Origin of the sequence: Paenibacillus durus (assembly GCF_000756615.1) — a bacterium.
Lineage (GTDB): Bacteria > Bacillota > Bacilli > Paenibacillales > Paenibacillaceae > Paenibacillus_AQ > Paenibacillus_AQ durus.
In genome coordinates, this window is sequence record NZ_CP009288.1 from 1,488,442 (window position 1) to 1,504,894 (window position 16,453).

Annotated in this window: 11 protein-coding genes and 2 CRISPR repeat arrays (1 of these 13 cut by a window edge); of the genes, 10 read left to right on the forward strand and 1 reads right to left on the reverse strand. The window is 50.5% G+C overall.

What is annotated here, in order from left to right; all coding sequences use genetic code 11:
• A CRISPR array of direct repeats spans positions 1–373; the repeat unit is 32 nt; unit sequence GTCGCTCCCCATGCGGGAGCGTGGATTGAAAT; it begins 2,467 nt to the left of the window's first position.
• A 299-nt stretch (positions 374–672) separates the two neighbouring features.
• From PDUR_RS06710 to PDUR_RS06760, 10 genes are all read left to right on the forward strand, one after another.
• The gene (locus PDUR_RS06710) at positions 673–3,114 is read left to right on the forward strand and encodes a CRISPR-associated helicase/endonuclease Cas3 (protein WP_042205597.1); all 2,442 of its coding nucleotides are present in this window, start codon (positions 673–675) and stop codon (positions 3,112–3,114) included.
• Positions 3,115–3,866: 752 nt separating this feature from the next.
• Positions 3,867–4,589, forward strand: a complete 723-nt coding sequence (cas5c, locus tag PDUR_RS06720; RefSeq protein WP_042205599.1) for a type I-C CRISPR-associated protein Cas5c — start codon at positions 3,867–3,869, stop codon at positions 4,587–4,589.
• On the forward strand, positions 4,586–6,535 hold the full coding sequence (gene cas8c, locus PDUR_RS06725) for a type I-C CRISPR-associated protein Cas8c/Csd1 (RefSeq protein ID WP_042205600.1): 1,950 nt from the start codon (positions 4,586–4,588) through the stop codon (positions 6,533–6,535). The genes cas5c and cas8c overlap by 4 nt, the downstream gene beginning before the upstream one ends.
• Positions 6,535–7,422 (forward strand): type I-C CRISPR-associated protein Cas7/Csd2, encoded by an 888-nt coding sequence (gene cas7c / locus PDUR_RS06730; RefSeq protein ID WP_042205601.1) that lies wholly within the window; start codon positions 6,535–6,537, stop codon positions 7,420–7,422. The genes cas8c and cas7c overlap by 1 nt, the downstream gene beginning before the upstream one ends.
• Entirely contained in the window at positions 7,409–8,068 is a 660-nt protein-coding gene (gene cas4 / locus PDUR_RS06735; RefSeq protein WP_042205602.1) for a CRISPR-associated protein Cas4, read from the forward strand. Before cas7c ends, cas4 begins: the two co-directional genes overlap by 14 nt.
• Positions 8,065–9,096, forward strand: coding sequence for a type I-C CRISPR-associated endonuclease Cas1c (gene cas1c, locus PDUR_RS06740; RefSeq protein ID WP_042205604.1), 1,032 nt, complete (start codon positions 8,065–8,067; stop codon positions 9,094–9,096). Before cas4 ends, cas1c begins: the two co-directional genes overlap by 4 nt.
• A gap of 10 nt (positions 9,097–9,106) precedes the next feature.
• Complete coding sequence (gene cas2, locus PDUR_RS06745; RefSeq protein WP_042205605.1) at positions 9,107–9,397, forward strand: CRISPR-associated endonuclease Cas2; 291 nt, start codon at positions 9,107–9,109, stop codon at positions 9,395–9,397.
• Between the two features lie 182 nt (positions 9,398–9,579).
• Positions 9,580–11,674: a CRISPR direct-repeat array (repeat unit 32 nt; unit sequence GTCGCACCCCACGCGGGTGCGTGGATTGAAAT).
• A 306-nt stretch (positions 11,675–11,980) separates the two neighbouring features.
• Positions 11,981–12,727, forward strand: a complete 747-nt coding sequence (locus PDUR_RS06750; RefSeq protein ID WP_042205606.1) for a DeoR/GlpR family DNA-binding transcription regulator — start codon at positions 11,981–11,983, stop codon at positions 12,725–12,727.
• A 3-nt stretch (positions 12,728–12,730) separates the two neighbouring features.
• Entirely contained in the window at positions 12,731–13,642 is a 912-nt protein-coding gene (pfkB, locus tag PDUR_RS06755) for a 1-phosphofructokinase (protein ID WP_042205607.1), read from the forward strand.
• Positions 13,643–13,708: 66 nt separating this feature from the next.
• A complete protein-coding gene (locus PDUR_RS06760; protein ID WP_042205608.1) occupies positions 13,709–15,688 on the forward strand; it encodes a PTS fructose transporter subunit IIABC in 1,980 nt (659 codons plus the stop codon).
• A 108-nt stretch (positions 15,689–15,796) separates the two neighbouring features.
• Here PDUR_RS06760 and PDUR_RS06765 read toward each other — a convergent pair whose 3' ends face one another.
• Positions 15,797–16,351: a CGNR zinc finger domain-containing protein gene (locus PDUR_RS06765; RefSeq protein ID WP_330217243.1), complete on the reverse strand. Its 555-nt coding sequence runs from the start codon at positions 16,349–16,351 to the stop codon at positions 15,797–15,799.
• Positions 16,352–16,453 lie beyond the last annotated feature (102 nt).

Sequence of the window (16,453 nt, forward strand, 5' to 3'; positions counted from 1 at the left end):
AATGCGTCGCTCCCCATGCGGGAGCGTGGATTGAAATAAGCATAGCCTGTGCAATCGTGATCGAAGCACGAACGTCGCTCCCCATGCGGGAGCGTGGATTGAAATCTAGAACCCTACCTGTCATGAAAGAAAAGAAATGGTCGCTCCCCATGCGGGAGCGTGGATTGAAATGTGCCGCGCACATAAACGTGTGATTTCGGATAAACGTCGCTCCCCATGCGGGAGCGTGGATTGAAATGTCAACCGACTGCTTAACGGTCGGCTGCGTGATCCCGTCGCTCCCCATGCGGGAGCGTGGATTGAAATCATCATGGACAGATATAATTTGCTTGAAAAGCTCGGTCGCTCCCCATGCGGGAGCGTGGATTAATACTATCCCTCCTTGGGGCTTTATAGCTTTTTTTAAAAATTTATTAATTCTATTTTCATATAAGGGGTTCAAATCGACCTTAACAACCGAAAGCAGTGGTATTGTCATACTACTTATTTCGATCAGTACGATTCCCTACGTTGACAAATAAGATTTTCTACTAAATGCTTTACTCCAGTGCCTACTGGAGTATTTTTTTTGTTGGATTTTTACATAAAAAGAGGAATTAGAACTAGTTCTGGAGAAGTATATCTGTGAATTGTAGGGTTATATTGGATATTTTGTTGAAACAAGGAGGGACTATGGAATATATTGCCCATATCCGCCAAAAGGATAAAAAAATTCAGACGGTGGGGGAGCATCAGAAGGAAGTGCAAGTCGGCTGCGAGCACTATGGCGCGAAGATAGGGGTGTCCCATCTGGCCGGGTTAGCGGGAATGCTGCATGATATTGGAAAAAATACGAACGAGTTCAACATGTATCTTGTGAATGCAGTCTATCACCCGCAGGCCGCTCCCCGGAAAGGCTCAGTCGATCATTCAACGGCGGGTGGCAGGCTGCTGCATCAGCGCTATCACAAGGGCGAGGGAGCTTTAATTGACAACCTGGCGGCGGAATGGATCGGGAACTGTATTATTTCCCACCATCAAGGTTTGCGGGATTTCCTCAGTCCGCAATTGGATTCGCCTTATCTGAAACGGGTTGAGCAGAAGGAGCTTGATGAGTATGATCGGGCCGTCGCCGCCTTTTACGAGCAAGTGCCAGCCGATGAGCTTGACCGCTATTTCGAGCAGGCTATTGTGGAGCTGGAGCATGCCTTGACCACCATGCGAGAATCGAAGTTGCCGCGCATTACGCTTGCTTTACTCATCAAGTACATTTTTAGTTGCCTCATAGACGCCGATCGGACGAATACCCGGGATTTTGAAGCGGATGAGCATACAGATTGGATCAAGGATCATCATCCTTTTTTTCTGGAAAGTTATAATCGCCTGTTGGCGAAGATTGCCGTATTGGACGAGGCGAAGGATGCGGATCATCCAATTAATTGTTTAAGGCGGGAAATGTCCCGGCAATGTGAAGAGTTTGCGCTTTTACCATCAGGCATTTACACGCTCTCTATTCCGACAGGAGGGGGGAAGACGCTGTCCAGCTTACGTTATGCGCTACGACATGCCCTTGAGACGGGCAAGGAACGGATTATTTATATTGTGCCGTTTACGACGATCATTGAGCAGAATGCGAGAGAAATACGAGAAATCCTTCAGAATGATGATATGGTTCTGGAGCATCATTCCAATGTTGCGGATGAACTTGATCCTGACAGCGATGATTATGAGTTGGAAAAAGAAAAGCTGAAGCTTGCCAGGGACCACTGGGATCGACCGATTATTTTTACAACCATGGTACAGTTTCTGAACACCTTTTACGCCAAGGGGACCCGCAATGCACGGAGATTGCATCAACTGTCGAATACGGTGCTGATCTTTGATGAAGTACAGGCCGTTCCTTACCGCTGCCTTTCGCTGTTCAATGCGGCTCTCAACTTTCTCCACACCTTTGGGAAATCCAGTATTGTGCTATGCACGGCGACGCAACCGGCACTTGATGATGTCAGACATAAGCTGCATTTGTCCGAGCAGTCGGAGATGATCAAGAATTTGAGTGATGTGGGCCGTCATTTTAAAAGGGTGGAGTTAGTCGATTATACTGCCGAGTGTGGCGCTTCGGGATGGGGAGCGGAAACTTTGGCTTCCTTTGTTCGCGAGAGAATGAATGAGGTGAACAGCGTACTGGTCATTCTCAATACGAAGACCGCCGTGCGGAAGCTGTTCGCTGAGCTGGAACAGGCCGAATGGGTTGAAGAAGGGAAGGTGCGGCTGTTCCATTTAAGCACGAACATGTGCGCGGCGCATCGGAAGGACAGGCTGGCGCAGGTGATTGGGGCGCTTGATCCTGAAGCGAACGAACGGGTGATATGTGTCAGTACCCAGCTTATTGAGGCCGGAGTGAACATCAGCTTTGATTGCGTGATCCGCTCGCTCTCCGGGCTGGACTCGATTGCGCAGGCAGCGGGCAGATGCAACCGCCACGGGAAAGATCCGCTGCGTCAGGTATACATCATCCAATCTGCGGACGAGAACTTAAACCATTTGCAAGAAATCAAGATAGGAGCGGAAATGACACGTAAAGTACTGGACGACTTTCGGAGAAAGCCGGAACTTTATGAAAATGATTTATTATCCCCATCCGCGACGAAGGCTTATTTTAAATACTATTATCATCGAATTAAGGATGAACTGGATTATCCCGTTCCTAAGCTCGGAGGGAAGAAGCTGTTTAGTCTGCTGGGTTCCAACAAGGACTATTATGGTGCTTACGAGAACCGCTATAGTGACAAGCTTGGACTTGGGAGCATGCAAGCCTTGGCGACAGCGGAGCAATACTTCGAGGTTATTGACAATGCGGCAACTTCAATTATTGTCCCGTACAATGCAGAGGCGAGAGAGTTGATTGCCAATCTGAACGGGGAACTGGATATTCGGGAGCTTGGCGATTTGCTTCGGAAGGCGCAGCAGTATGTGGTCAATGTTTATAAGCATGATCTTGTTAAGCTCGATAAGAGCGGGGAACTGTTTCCACTGCTGAATGGTAATGTTCTGGCACTGCATGACACGGCTTACTCGGAGCGATTTGGCGTAGGGACAGAAGGGGACGGGGAGTGGGACTTGGCTATGGCATAAGAAAAGACCCGCTCATTAATCGGGTCCCTCTTCACTGAAACAAAATAATGCACAAATTTCAATCCACGCTTCTATAGCGACAGCCTGAGTTTAACATATCAAAGTGCAGGAGCCAACAGAATCTTTATTAATTGAAATAGTTTCCAAAATAGTATATAATCCCAGTTAAGAGAATTTTTTATAACGGGTTCTCTTATTGTAAAAGATAATACACTAGAAGATTTTTATAAGGAGGTGAAGATGTTATAACACCCTAACCAAAGAAGGCAGAACAATAAAGCAAGAAACCTAATGTTGGCAAGACAATTTGGACAAAGGGAGGAGTATCGTGTGAGTAGAACGAGTAACCGTGAAACGATTAAGATCAGCTTTAAATCTGTTGAGGAAAGCCGGGGGTTATTACCGGACACCGCTAGTCTGGTGGAAATTAGACGTAACGTAGTGATTGACCAGCCTGGCATCATGAATCGGCTTGCAGAACTCAGAAGGTTCCCGTTGTTCAACAGGCATAAGCAAATTCTATGCATCCGTATTAAGGCAACAAGTAGAAAAGAATCTTAAAAAAATAATTGAGTAACTGCTATTATCCGGCGGGAAACCGGGTGGTTTTCCTAATAACTCTTTTGATGCGGCTGTCCTTTCAAATCAAAGATAGAACAGCCGCAGCTCCCCTAATCTGTCATGCCAACACGCTATTCTTGCTTTTTCAATAAATACACAAGAACTTTATTTCACAAGAAGGCGGTGAATACATGAGAAACCAGATCGAGTTCGAGGTTTACGGAAAATACGGATTGTTTACGGACCCGCTGACCAAGATTGGCGGGGAGAAGTTTAGCTATCAAATTCCGACCTATCAAGCGTTGAAGGGGATAGTAGAATCCATATATTGGAAGCCTACGCTTATTTGGATTATCGACGAGGTGCGGGTTATGAATCCGATACAGACGGAATCGAAAGGCATCCGTCCTATTGAGTACGGAGGAGGCAATACGCTTTCTTATTATACGTATCTCAAAGAACCGCGATATCAAGTCAGGGCACACTTTGAGTTTAACCCTCACCGTGAAGATTTGATTCAGGACCGCAACGAGCACAAGCATCATAACATCGCGAAGCGGGCGGTACAGGCGGGAGGCCGGCGGGATATTTTTCTGGGTGCGCGGGAATGTCAGGGTTATGTAGAGCCTTGCGAATATGGCAAGGGAACCGGCTTCTATGATGAGATCGCGGAGATTGACTTCGGCATTATGGTTCATGGCATCAACTATCCTGATGAAACGGGGCGGAAGGAACGGGAAACCCGGCTATGGCGTCCGAAGATAGAGCATGGCATCATCCGGTACATCCGGCCTGAAGAGTGTACGCTGCTCCGTAAGACCGGGGAGGGACACATCAAATCGTTCGGGCTAGCAGATATCCAGTCTGTCGATGAACTGTATGCCGATTATTTCCAAGGGGAGGAGAGGGGATGACCTGGCTCGCCGATTTATACAAGACATACGAGAATAACGCGCATTTGACCGGGCAGTTTGAGAGAAAGAAGAACGGTCGGGAGTACGCGCTCATCCCTGTCTCGCACACCACACAAAGTTCACATATCGAGGTGCGGCTGGATATGGAGGGCAATCTGCTTCAGGCCAGGGTTGTGGAAAAAGAGGAAGCAAGCACAATTATTCCTTGTACGGAGGCATCTGCAAGTCGTACCAGCGCGCCGGTGCCGTACCCGCTGTTCGATAAGCTGGTTTATGTAGCCGGCGACTATACCCGTTATTACGGGGAAGTCAAAGGAACACCGCATGCGGACTATATGAAGCAATTGTTAGCCTGGTGCGAATCTCCCGCAGCTCATCCCAAAGTGCAAAGCGTATACACCTATTTAAACAGAGGAACCTTGATTGCGGATTTGGTGCAACGGGAGGTGCTTTGGCTTGACGAGAAGGGACAGCTGGCAGCGAAATGGACACCGGCTATGGAGCAGAGATACGGAGAGAAAAAAGCAATTTTCAAGGTCATCGCCTCCGATCAAAGCGCCGCCTTCATCCGGTTTGCCGTTCATGTCCCCGGTGATCCGGAAGATCGGTTGTGGCGAGACCGGTCTGTGCAGGAAGCCTTTATCCGCTATAACGAGATGGAACTGGCTGAACAGGAGCTGTGCTATGTAACTGGGGAATATTTGCCGTATGCGGACAAGCATACTTCACGTATCCGCAATTCCGGTGACAAAACGAAGCTGATCTCAGCCAACGATTCGCTAGGCTTTACCTATCGCGGACGGTTCCGTAGCGGAAGGGAAGCGGCGGCGGTCAGCTACGAAGTCTCTCAAAAAGGGCATAATGCCTTGAAATGGCTGATTGACCGCCAGGGCGTCACTATCGACGGGAGAGTGTTTCTGGTGTGGGGAGTGGATAACCCGGATATGTCTCCTCCTTGGGAAGACGGGCTGGACTTTTACGGCGAAGAGGAAGAAGACGATACAGCGGGCGACGCCGCGCATCGTGAATTTGCCGGACAGTTTCGGCGCGCGATTCACGGCTATCGTTATAATAGCGACGACTATAACTCTGAGGTTGTCATCATGGTACTGGATGCGGCGACGCCGGGACGATTATCCATTGTGTACTACCGGAATTTAAACAAGAAGCTATTTTTTGATCGTCTGGATTATTGGCATGCTACGTGCCGCTGGCTGCACCGTTATCGTAAGAACGAACAGAAGGAGACACTTTCGTTCACCGGCGCGCCAGCTACGCGGGATATCGCCTTCGCCGCTTACGGCCCGCAGGCGAGCGATAAAGTGGTCAAAGTGCTGCTTGAACGGATGCTGCCCTGTATCGTGGACAAGCGTTCCGTTCCGCTGGATATTGTTCGCAGTGCGGTGAACCGGGCCTCCAATCCGGTTGGCATGGAGCCTTGGGAATGGGAGAAGACGCTTAGCATTGCCTGCGCGCTGGTGAAGAAAACGTATGAGAAGGAGGGCTTTACTGTGAGCCTAAATGCAGAGAACGAGGACCGCAGTTATTTATTTGGACGATTGCTGGCAATCGCTGATGTGCTTGAGCGGCGTGCTCTCGGCAAGGAGGAGAAGCGGGCCACGAACGCGGTGAGATATATGAACGTCTTCGCGCAGCATCCGGGGCGGACATGGGAGATTATTCAGTCGAATATCCAGCCTTACCAGGCCAAAATGGGCACGAAGGATGTCATTATCAATTACTGCAATAGAATGCTGGATGAAGTGGGCTCCCGTCTGAAACTGGAGGATTACAATGATGATCGGCTTAGTGGACGATATTTGCTTGGATTTTACAGCCAGCGTAATGAATTGTACAAGAGCAGGGAGCAGAGGGAGGCCGAAGCCGGACAGACTGCCCGGACCGACGAGAACGCCAATAACGATGGACAAGGAGAGAATGAATAATGAGCACGCTTGATCATAAAATTGATTTTGCCGTTGTATTTTCGGTTCATAATGCTAACCCGAACGGAGACCCGCTGAACGGCAATCGTCCCCGGCAGAACTATGATGGATACGGCGAGGTATCCGATGTTTGCATCAAGCGGAAAATCCGTAATCGTCTCCAGGACATGGGGGAGTCGATTCTCGTGCAATCCGATGAAAGACGAGGGGATGCCTGTCGCAGCATTAAAGAACGGGTAGAAGCCAACGCGGAGGTGCAGGAATTCGCCAAGGGAAAAAAAGCGAATAATGACCTGTACGCCCAAGCTGCCTGCAACGCATGGCTGGATGTGCGCAGCTTCGGTCAAGTGTTCGCTTTTGGCGGGGCGGAAGGCTCCGGCAGCGGCGTATCCATCGGGGTTCGCGGACCGGTTTCGATTCATACGGCGGTGAGCATCGACCCGATTGATATTACCAGCATGCAGATCACCAAGAGCGTCAATGCGACCACCCCCAAAGATAATCCGAACAAGAAAAGCCCAGATACGATGGGAATGAAGCACAGAGTGGACTTTGGTGTATATGTTTTTTACGGAAGCATTAATACGCAGCTGGCCGGGAAAACCGGGTTCACCTATGAGGATGCAGAGAAGATACGCGAGGCGCTGGTTACCCTGTTTGAAAATGATACTTCCTCGGCGCGTCCTGACGGCAGCATGGAAGTACATAAAGTCTACTGGTGGGAGCATAAGTCCGGCCTGGGGCAATATTCTTCTGCCAAGGTGCATCGTTCTCTTCAAGTTCATTTAAATGAAGGCGCTGCTCAGCCCAAATCCTTTGAGAATGATTACACCTGCACCCTTCTGCCGCTGGATGGACTGGAAGTGCGGGAATATGCCGGATTATAACGAAGACGATTATTTACTGCTCTCTGGGATTCAGCATTTCAACTTCTGCCGCAGACAGTGGGCGTTGATACATGTTGAACAACAATGGGAAGAGAATGTCCGCACGCTGGAAGGTACATACGTTCATCGAATTGCGGATCAACCTCTTCTTCGTGAAAAAAGAGGGAACAAACTGATCGTTCGCGCATTGCCCGTGCATTCCGGGACGCTGGGCATTACAGGGATATGCGACGTGGTGGAGTTTGTACGAGATCCGGCGGGAATACCGCTTTCGGGGGAGGAAGGCCTGTATTTTCCGTATCCGGTCGAATATAAACGGGGCAAGCCCAAGAAGAATGATTCGGACCGCTCCCAGTTGATTGCCCAACTGATGTGTCTAGAGGAAATGCTGGCCTGCGATCTTTCACTCGGCTATCTCTACTATAATGAAACCAAGCACCGGGTCGAAGTGCCCGTTACTCTGTCAGACCGTGAGCAAGTCAAGGCGGTTTTGCAGGAAATGCATCATTATTTTACGAAAAAGCACACACCGAAGGCAAAGGCAGGGCCGCACTGTCAAAGCTGCTCCCTGCATAACGTGTGCCTGCCGGAGATGTTGAAGAAGCGGTCCGTTGCCAGCTATATTGAAAGCAGGTTGAGCGAATGAAAAAACTGCTGAATACGTTATTTGTGACGACACCGGACACTTATCTGTCACTGGACGGTGAGAATATTGTCATCCGGCGGGAAGAGAATATCCTGGGGCGCTATCCTCTGCACAATCTGGAAGCTGTCTGCACATTTGGGTACGCGGGGGTAAGTCCGGCATTGATGGGTTCATGCGCTGAGCGCAGTATCGGCCTGACCTTTATGACCCGAAACGGGCGTTTCTTGGCCAGAGTGACCGGTGAGAGCAGAGGCAATGTGGTGCTCCGCAAGGAGCAGTACCGGATATCCGACGCTGAGCGCCGAAGTGCGCTGGTGGCGAGAAATTTTATTCTCGGCAAAATCTATAACGCCAAATGGATACTGGAGCGTGCCACGCGGGATTATGCACTGCGGCTGGATATTCCCCGGATCAAGAAGGTGTCGGCAGCTCTTTCCGAAAGCATGAATCTGGTTCATAGCGTGGAAGATCTGGATATTTTGCGAGGAGTGGAGGGTTCTGCGGCGGTTCAATATAATTCCGTGTTCGATGATTTGATTCTGCAGCAGAAAGAGGATTTCTTCTTCCATGGCCGAAATAAGCGACCTCCGCTGGACAATGTCAACGCACTGCTGTCCTTTGCGTATACTCTGCTATCGAATGATGTAAGGTCGGCGCTGGAGAGTGTAGGTCTTGATGCTTACGTTGGTTTTCTCCACAGGGACCGCCCGGGGCGGGCATCGCTTGCGCTGGATATGATGGAGGAACTGAGAGGCGTGTATGCGGATCGGTTTGTTCTATCCTTGATCAATAAAAAGCTTATCAATTCGAAGGGCTTTTATCGGAAAGAGAACGGCGCGGTCATTATGGACGATGACACCAGGAAGCAAGTGATTAAGGGTTGGCAGGAGCGAAAGCAGGAGAAAATCATTCATCCTTATCTAAACGAAAAAATCTCCTGGGGACTTGTGCCTTATTCACAAGCGCTGTTGCTGGCGAGATACATTCGGGGAGATCTGGATGAGTATCCTCCATTTTTGTGGAAGTAGGTGTTTTCAGGTGCTGGTCTTGATTACGTATGATGTAAGTACAAAAAGCGCGGAGGGCAGAAGACGTCTGTCGCAAGTCGCCAAGAAGTGTCTGGATTACGGTCAGAGGGTCCAAAACTCCGTATTCGAATGTATTGTGGATACGACGCAGTTCCGCCGGCTAAAGTTTGAACTGGAAGAACTGATCGACGAAGAGACAGACAGTCTGCGTTTCTATAACCTGGGAGACAAGTACAAAACCAAAGTCGAACACATCGGCGCAAAAAGCTCATATGACATGGAAAGCCCACTGATCATTTAAGGTGCGAATGCCAAGCTCCCATGATTTCCCCAGGTCCTTCGCACCTCAAATTTTGTCGAAAAGCAGAAAAAAATCGGTTTGTTGAAAAAAGTCAATTCTGGATTTATACTTCTTTTGCAACGTTTTTGGCGGAAATAGAAGGAACTGATGTCTTTCTCAGATCAATCTTAATCATTTTCGCCGTCGCACCCCACGCGGGTGCGTGGATTGAAATTTCTATCTTCCCTCCCTATCGCCCTCCACTATTTGTCGCACCCCACGCGGGTGCGTGGATTGAAATCTACACGTCTGAACGCTTAGGCAGTGTAGGCATCAAGTCGCACCCCACGCGGGTGCGTGGATTGAAATCGGATCGCTGATGGAGAATACACCCAATTAACAAGTCGCACCCCACGCGGGTGCGTGGATTGAAATCCACCAGACGCAGCATAGCAGTCAGCAAAGTGGACAGTCGCACCCCACGCGGGTGCGTGGATTGAAATACAGTAACCGATGTTACAGATTCCGGTGTTTATATAGTCGCACCCCACGCGGGTGCGTGGATTGAAATCGGTTAATCCCCCCATTGCTTGTCCGGCCAGTATTGTCGCACCCCACGCGGGTGCGTGGATTGAAATGTGCATGTACAGAAAGCCGTGACCTTTAAGCCGAGTCGCACCCCACGCGGGTGCGTGGATTGAAATCGTGATACGTTCTCCTTTTTCCCCGGTAGTTTGGTCGCACCCCACGCGGGTGCGTGGATTGAAATTTTAACAAGTTCGAAGAAGACGAAGTCGCCGTTATGTCGCACCCCACGCGGGTGCGTGGATTGAAATATATACTCCTGCGACACTGGCAAGTTTTTCACCTGTCGCACCCCACGCGGGTGCGTGGATTGAAATTTCAGGCTGCCCGGCATGGCGGCCTGTTCTCGTCGTCGCACCCCACGCGGGTGCGTGGATTGAAATTCGTTTGTGTGACTGCTCTACTGGTAGAATGACGTCGCACCCCACGCGGGTGCGTGGATTGAAATACTCCAAAGGAGGCAACAAGTGAAGCATCTGACTACGTCGCACCCCACGCGGGTGCGTGGATTGAAATTACTTAACAATACTCGGTCCATATCCTTTTGCCGTCGCACCCCACGCGGGTGCGTGGATTGAAATCGTCAAATAAGTAAACCGCTTTGGTGTCAATTTCCACGTCGCACCCCACGCGGGTGCGTGGATTGAAATCTTTACCTCTTGGATTAGATCATCCATTCTCAACATGTCGCACCCCACGCGGGTGCGTGGATTGAAATTTACCAAGGAGGTGTAACACATGAAGAACAATTTAGTCGCACCCCACGCGGGTGCGTGGATTGAAATCGAGCAGTACCACGGTGTCCGTGGTATTGGCTCCTGTCGCACCCCACGCGGGTGCGTGGATTGAAATGCCTTTTTGGTCAGACCGCTTGTGCCGTCCCTGGTCGCACCCCACGCGGGTGCGTGGATTGAAATTCCTTTGTTCAGCTTGTCCATAGCCTCCCCCTTAGTCGCACCCCACGCGGGTGCGTGGATTGAAATATTTGGATGAGCGGTTGACTTGGGACCGCCAAAAGTCGCACCCCACGCGGGTGCGTGGATTGAAATACAGGCACCGGATCGGCATCCGGGTTATTGACCGTCGCACCCCACGCGGGTGCGTGGATTGAAATCGCTATCTGCGGCTCTATCATATCGTCATTGATGGCGTCGCACCCCACGCGGGTGCGTGGATTGAAATAAGGGATCTATGGACGCATTGGTAAACGCATGGGTCGCACCCCACGCGGGTGCGTGGATTGAAATCGTAAATGGGTGACGGATACGGTAAATTATTTCTGTCGCACCCCACGCGGGTGCGTGGATTGAAATTTCGCCAGCCATCCAGTTCGCAAGCTGCACACTGTGTCGCACCCCGTGCGGGTGCGTGGATTGAAATTGGCAATGAGTGATAAAACGACCACGCTCGTCTTTGGTCGCACCCCGTGCGGGTGCGTGGATTGAAATGATCAGCAATAAAGAATTACGCGAATTGTTAGTTGTCGCACCCCGTATGGGTGCGTGGATTGAAATTTTATGGGAAAGCAATGACCCCGATGGCATGATCGTCACACCCCGTGCGGGTGCGTGGATTGAAATAAATTGCTGATATCGCAAGGCTGGGTCAGCGACAAGTCGCACCCCGCATGGGTGCGTGGATTGAAATCGGCCGGCTACGTCATGATCGTATGTATGCGGTCGTCGCACCTCGCGCGGGTACGTGGATTGAAATAACACCATGAATATCATAAACTCCCGGCTCATCCCGTCCCACCCCGCACGCGTACGCAGACCGCAACCAATAACCAGGACTTAAAACAAGATGACGATCCCTGGCTTTTTATAAACGTAAACTGAAAAAATCATTTTCTATACGTTAATGTATAAAAACTAAATCGGCTCACTGCCACGGTATGGAAGTAAAAAGTAAGCGTTCACAACTTTGTAACGAGGGTTGAAGAATTTTGATGGAATTTGGATAATAATGATTGTTTTTTGCTCGATTTATGTTACTATATGGACAGTTGGAGGAGTGAAGATGCTAACCGAAGAACGCCACGGAATGATAATACAGCGCTTACAAGAAAAGGGCGTAGTCAAGATGCAGGAGCTGGCTGAAATGCTCGGGGCTTCGGAATCAACGGTAAGACGGGATTTAATTGATCTTGAGAGCCGTAATTTGCTGAAGAGAGTGCATGGCGGAGCTTCGCTGCTGCCTCATAAAAGCCAGGAGCTTGGCATGGAGGAGAAAACCTCCAAGAACATTCAGCAAAAAAATTCTATTGCCTCTCTGGCCGCTTCACAACTGCTTGATGGTGAATGTATTTATCTGGATGCGGGAACAACAACGTTAGCAATGATTTCCCTTATTGACGCTAAAGGTGTGACCGTCGTGACCAACGGCTTGTCGCATATTGAAGAGCTGGTGAGGAAGCAAATCCCTAGTTATCTTCTCGGCGGTATGATGAAGAGCCATACCAAAGCCGTAGTCGGAAGCATTGCGCTTCAGAATTTGGAGAACTTCCGTTTTGATAAATGCTTTCTGGGCACAAACGGTGTAGATGCCAAAATGGGGTATACAACGCCTGATCCCGAAGAAGCGCTGATTAAGAGGCGGGCTCACCAGTTATCCGGGAAAACCTATGTGCTTGCGGACTCCAGCAAATTTGGCGAGGTCGCTTTTGCCAAACTGTTCGACTTGCAGGAGGCTGTTGTGATAACGGATACCGTTCCGGAAAGGCTGCGCCAATCCATTGCAAGTAAAACCAAAATAATTGAGGGGTAAATTATGATCTATACTGTGACGCTTAACCCTTCCATCGATTACATCGTGGAGGTTGAAGATCTGAAGCTCAGCGACTTGAACCGGATGAAGCGGGATTTGAAGCTTCCTGGCGGCAAGGGGATTAACGTTTCCCGCGTGCTTGACCAACTGGGGGTAGAAAATACGGCTCTCGGATTTCTCGGAGGGTTCACCGGCCGGTTTATCGCGGACAAATTGCGTGAAGACTCGATCAAGAGTGATTTCGTATTCGTAGCGGATGACACCCGGATCAACATCAAGCTCAAACACGGGGAAGAGACGGAAATTAACGGCCTTGGTCCTGTAATCCGCGACGAGGAGGCGCAGCAGCTGCTGGACAAACTGTCCCATCTGCAGCAGAACGACATTGTCATTTTGTCCGGAAGCGCCCCGCCTTCTCTTGGAGGAGATTTCTATCAGAAGCTTATCGAGGCCTGTGGACAGTCCGGAGCGGAATTCGTCATCGATACAACCGGAAAGGCTCTGATGAATGCGTTGGTTCATAAGCCGCTGTTGGTAAAACCGAATCATCATGAGCTGGCTGAACTGTACGGCGTTACGATTAATTCTATGGAAGAGATCATTACGTACGGCCGCAAGCTGCTGGAAGAAGGCGCGAAGCATGTGCTGATTTCCATGGCCGGCGAAGGCGCTTTGCTCATTACCGAACAAGAGGTGTACCGCGCTACGGTGCCGTCCGGGACGGTGAAAAATTCAGTAGGCGCGGGAGATTCAATGATAGCCGGATTTGTCGGCACGCTGTTTCTTACGGGAGATCCGATTGAGGCTTTTCGTGCAGGAGTTGCCTCGGGAAGTGCCACTGCATTCTCCGACGACCTGGCAACGAAGGAGGAGATTGAGCGGCTCCGCCCGCAGGTTCAGATCAGCAAGCTGTAACTAGCTGGAAAGTCAATTGCAAGACGAGTGATGCACATTTATGAATTTAAGGGGAGTTGAACTTATATGAGAATTACGGACCTGATGATCAAACAGACAATGATCATGGATTTGCAGGCCACAACCAAGGATGCGGCAATTGATGAATTGATTGCCAGCCTTGCTGCAAACGGCCGGATTAATGATCCGGTGCTGTTTAAGCAAATGATTCTGAAGCGTGAAGAAGAGTCCAGCACAGGCATCGGCGGCGGTATTGCCATGCCTCACGCCAAGACCAAAGCTGTTAATGAAGCGACGGTTGTATTTGCGAAAAGCGCAGGCGGCGTGGAATTTGAATCTTTGGACGGAGAACCGGCGCACCTGTTCTTCATGATCGCCGCTCCGGAAGGCGCGGCCAATACGCATCTGCGTACGCTTGCCGCCCTTTCCCGTCTGCTGATCGATGTTGAATTCATCGACCAACTGAAGAATACCAAGACGCCTGATGAAGTAGCGGCGCTCTTCGACGCCAAACAGGAGGAGCAAGAAGCGGCCAAAAAGGCGGAAGAGGAAAAAGCCAAACAGGAAGAAGAAGCAAAAGCGAAAGCCGAGCAATCTTCCACTAGCGGAATGATCGTCGGCAATCCAAGCAATATGGAAGCGTTTGTAGTCGCCGTTACCGCGTGTCCGACAGGCATTGCCCACACCTTTATGGCTGAAGATGCCCTTAAGAAGAAAGCCAAAGAGTTGGGAATTAATATCCGCGTTGAAACCAACGGTTCCGAGGGCGCAAAGAATGTGCTGACTCCCGATGAAATCCGCCGGGCGAGCGGTGTTATCGTTGCGGCTGACAAGCAGGTGGAAATGGCCCGTTTCGATGGCAAGCCACTGCTGCAAAGACCGGTAAGCGACGGCATTCGCAAGCCGGAAGAGCTGATCCGCAAAGCGGCTGCCGGCGAAGTTCCGATCTATCGCAGCCAAGGCAAAGCCGCTTCGGATGCGGCGCCTGCGGGCAAGATCAGTGTCGGCAGTAAAATCTATAAAGATTTGATGAACGGTATTTCCCATATGCTGCCCTTCGTGGTCGGCGGCGGTATTTTACTCGCAATTTCCTTCTTGTTTGAGCAGATTGCGAGCGTAGACAATCCGATTGTTAAGCTGTTGCAGACCATCGGCGGCGGCGACGGAGCATTCCACTTCCTGATTCCGATCCTGGCCGGCTTCATTGCAATGAGCATCGGCGACCGTCCTGCATTGATGCCCGGTATTGTCGGCGGCTTTATGGCAGCGAGCTCCAATGCCGGTTTCCTTGGCGGTCTCGCCGCCGGTTTCCTGGCCGGTTATATCGTTATCGGATTGCGCAAGGTGTTTGCGGGCATACCCCAGACGCTTGACGGTCTGAAACCGATTCTGCTGTATCCTGTATTCGGTCTGCTTGTTACCGGCGCTATTATGTACTACCTGTTCGATCCGTTCTTTAGTTGGATCAACACGGGCCTCATCGACGTTCTGAACAATCTTGGAACCGGCAACGCCGTTCTGCTGGGACTTGTCCTTGGCGGCATGATGGCGATTGACATGGGCGGTCCTTTCAATAAAGCGGCTTATACGTTTGCCATTGGCGTCTTCACATCCACCGGCGACGGTGCGATGATGGCGGCTGTTATGGCGGGCGGCATGGTTCCTCCGCTGGCAATCGCACTGGCTACCACACTGTTCAAGAATAAATTCACGGAAGATGAACGGAAATCCGGCATAACGAACTATGTGCTCGGCTTGTCCTTCATCACCGAAGGCGCAATTCCATTTGCGGCTGCCGACCCGATGCGCGTTCTGACTTCCTGTATCCTGGGTTCGGCTGTTGCCGGGGGATTGACCCAATTTTGGAAAATTAATATTCCGGCTCCGCATGGCGGCATCTTCGTAGCCGCACTCGCAAACCATGCGCTGCTGTTCCTGCTGGCGGTTGCCATCGGCGCGGTAATCTCCGCCCTGGTATTCGGAGTGTGGAAGAAGCCGCTTGTAGAGAACCCGGTTGAAGTAAGTGCTAAACGTTCTTTGGTTTAATCTAGAACCAGAAAGATAGCAGTTTCATAATAAAAAGAAAAGAACGGCCCGGGAGAATCCGGGCCGTTCTTTTGTAATTGAAGAAAGTAAGCTGCACGCTGAAGCCGCTTACTGTTCCGCTTTCTTCCGGGCCCGGAAACGGCGGACCTTCATCAGATTGCCGCAGGCCTTATCGTCACAGTAGCGCTTGGAACGGTTGCGCGTATCGTCATAATAGACCCAGAGACAGTCGGGATTGTCGCAGATACGGAATCTGGACTGCTCTTTTTCCGCCAGGGCAGAGGCAAAAGAAGCGGCAATCTCCGCCATTACCTGTTCCCAGTCAGTCCGCAGAGGCAGCAGCGACACTTTAATTCGTCCATCATCGTCCCTTACCGCCTGTCTCATGACGGGGCCGGCCGCCATATAATGGTTCAATTGCTCCGGCAGACAGGCAGGCTCTTTGCCTCCTACTACCTCCCGGACTGTATCGAAAAGATAGCTGCGCAGCTTCTTGAGTTCATCCAATTGCCCGGAGTCCGGCATAGGCAGAGCGGGCAGTCCATGTGCGGAGAGCCAAGGCTCTATCCACTGCGGATCTTCCAGACGGTCCCTGTCTTTGCTCTTGTCTCCCGTTCTCCAATCCCGCCAGTAGCTGTTAATAAAATCATCCCACAGCATCATCGATCCTTCCTTTCATCCAACTACATTGTAACAGTTAAAAATAAGTTTTGCTAGTTACTTGTATTCTGCCTGCTTCGTATGTTACAGTTCTCTTGTAACCAT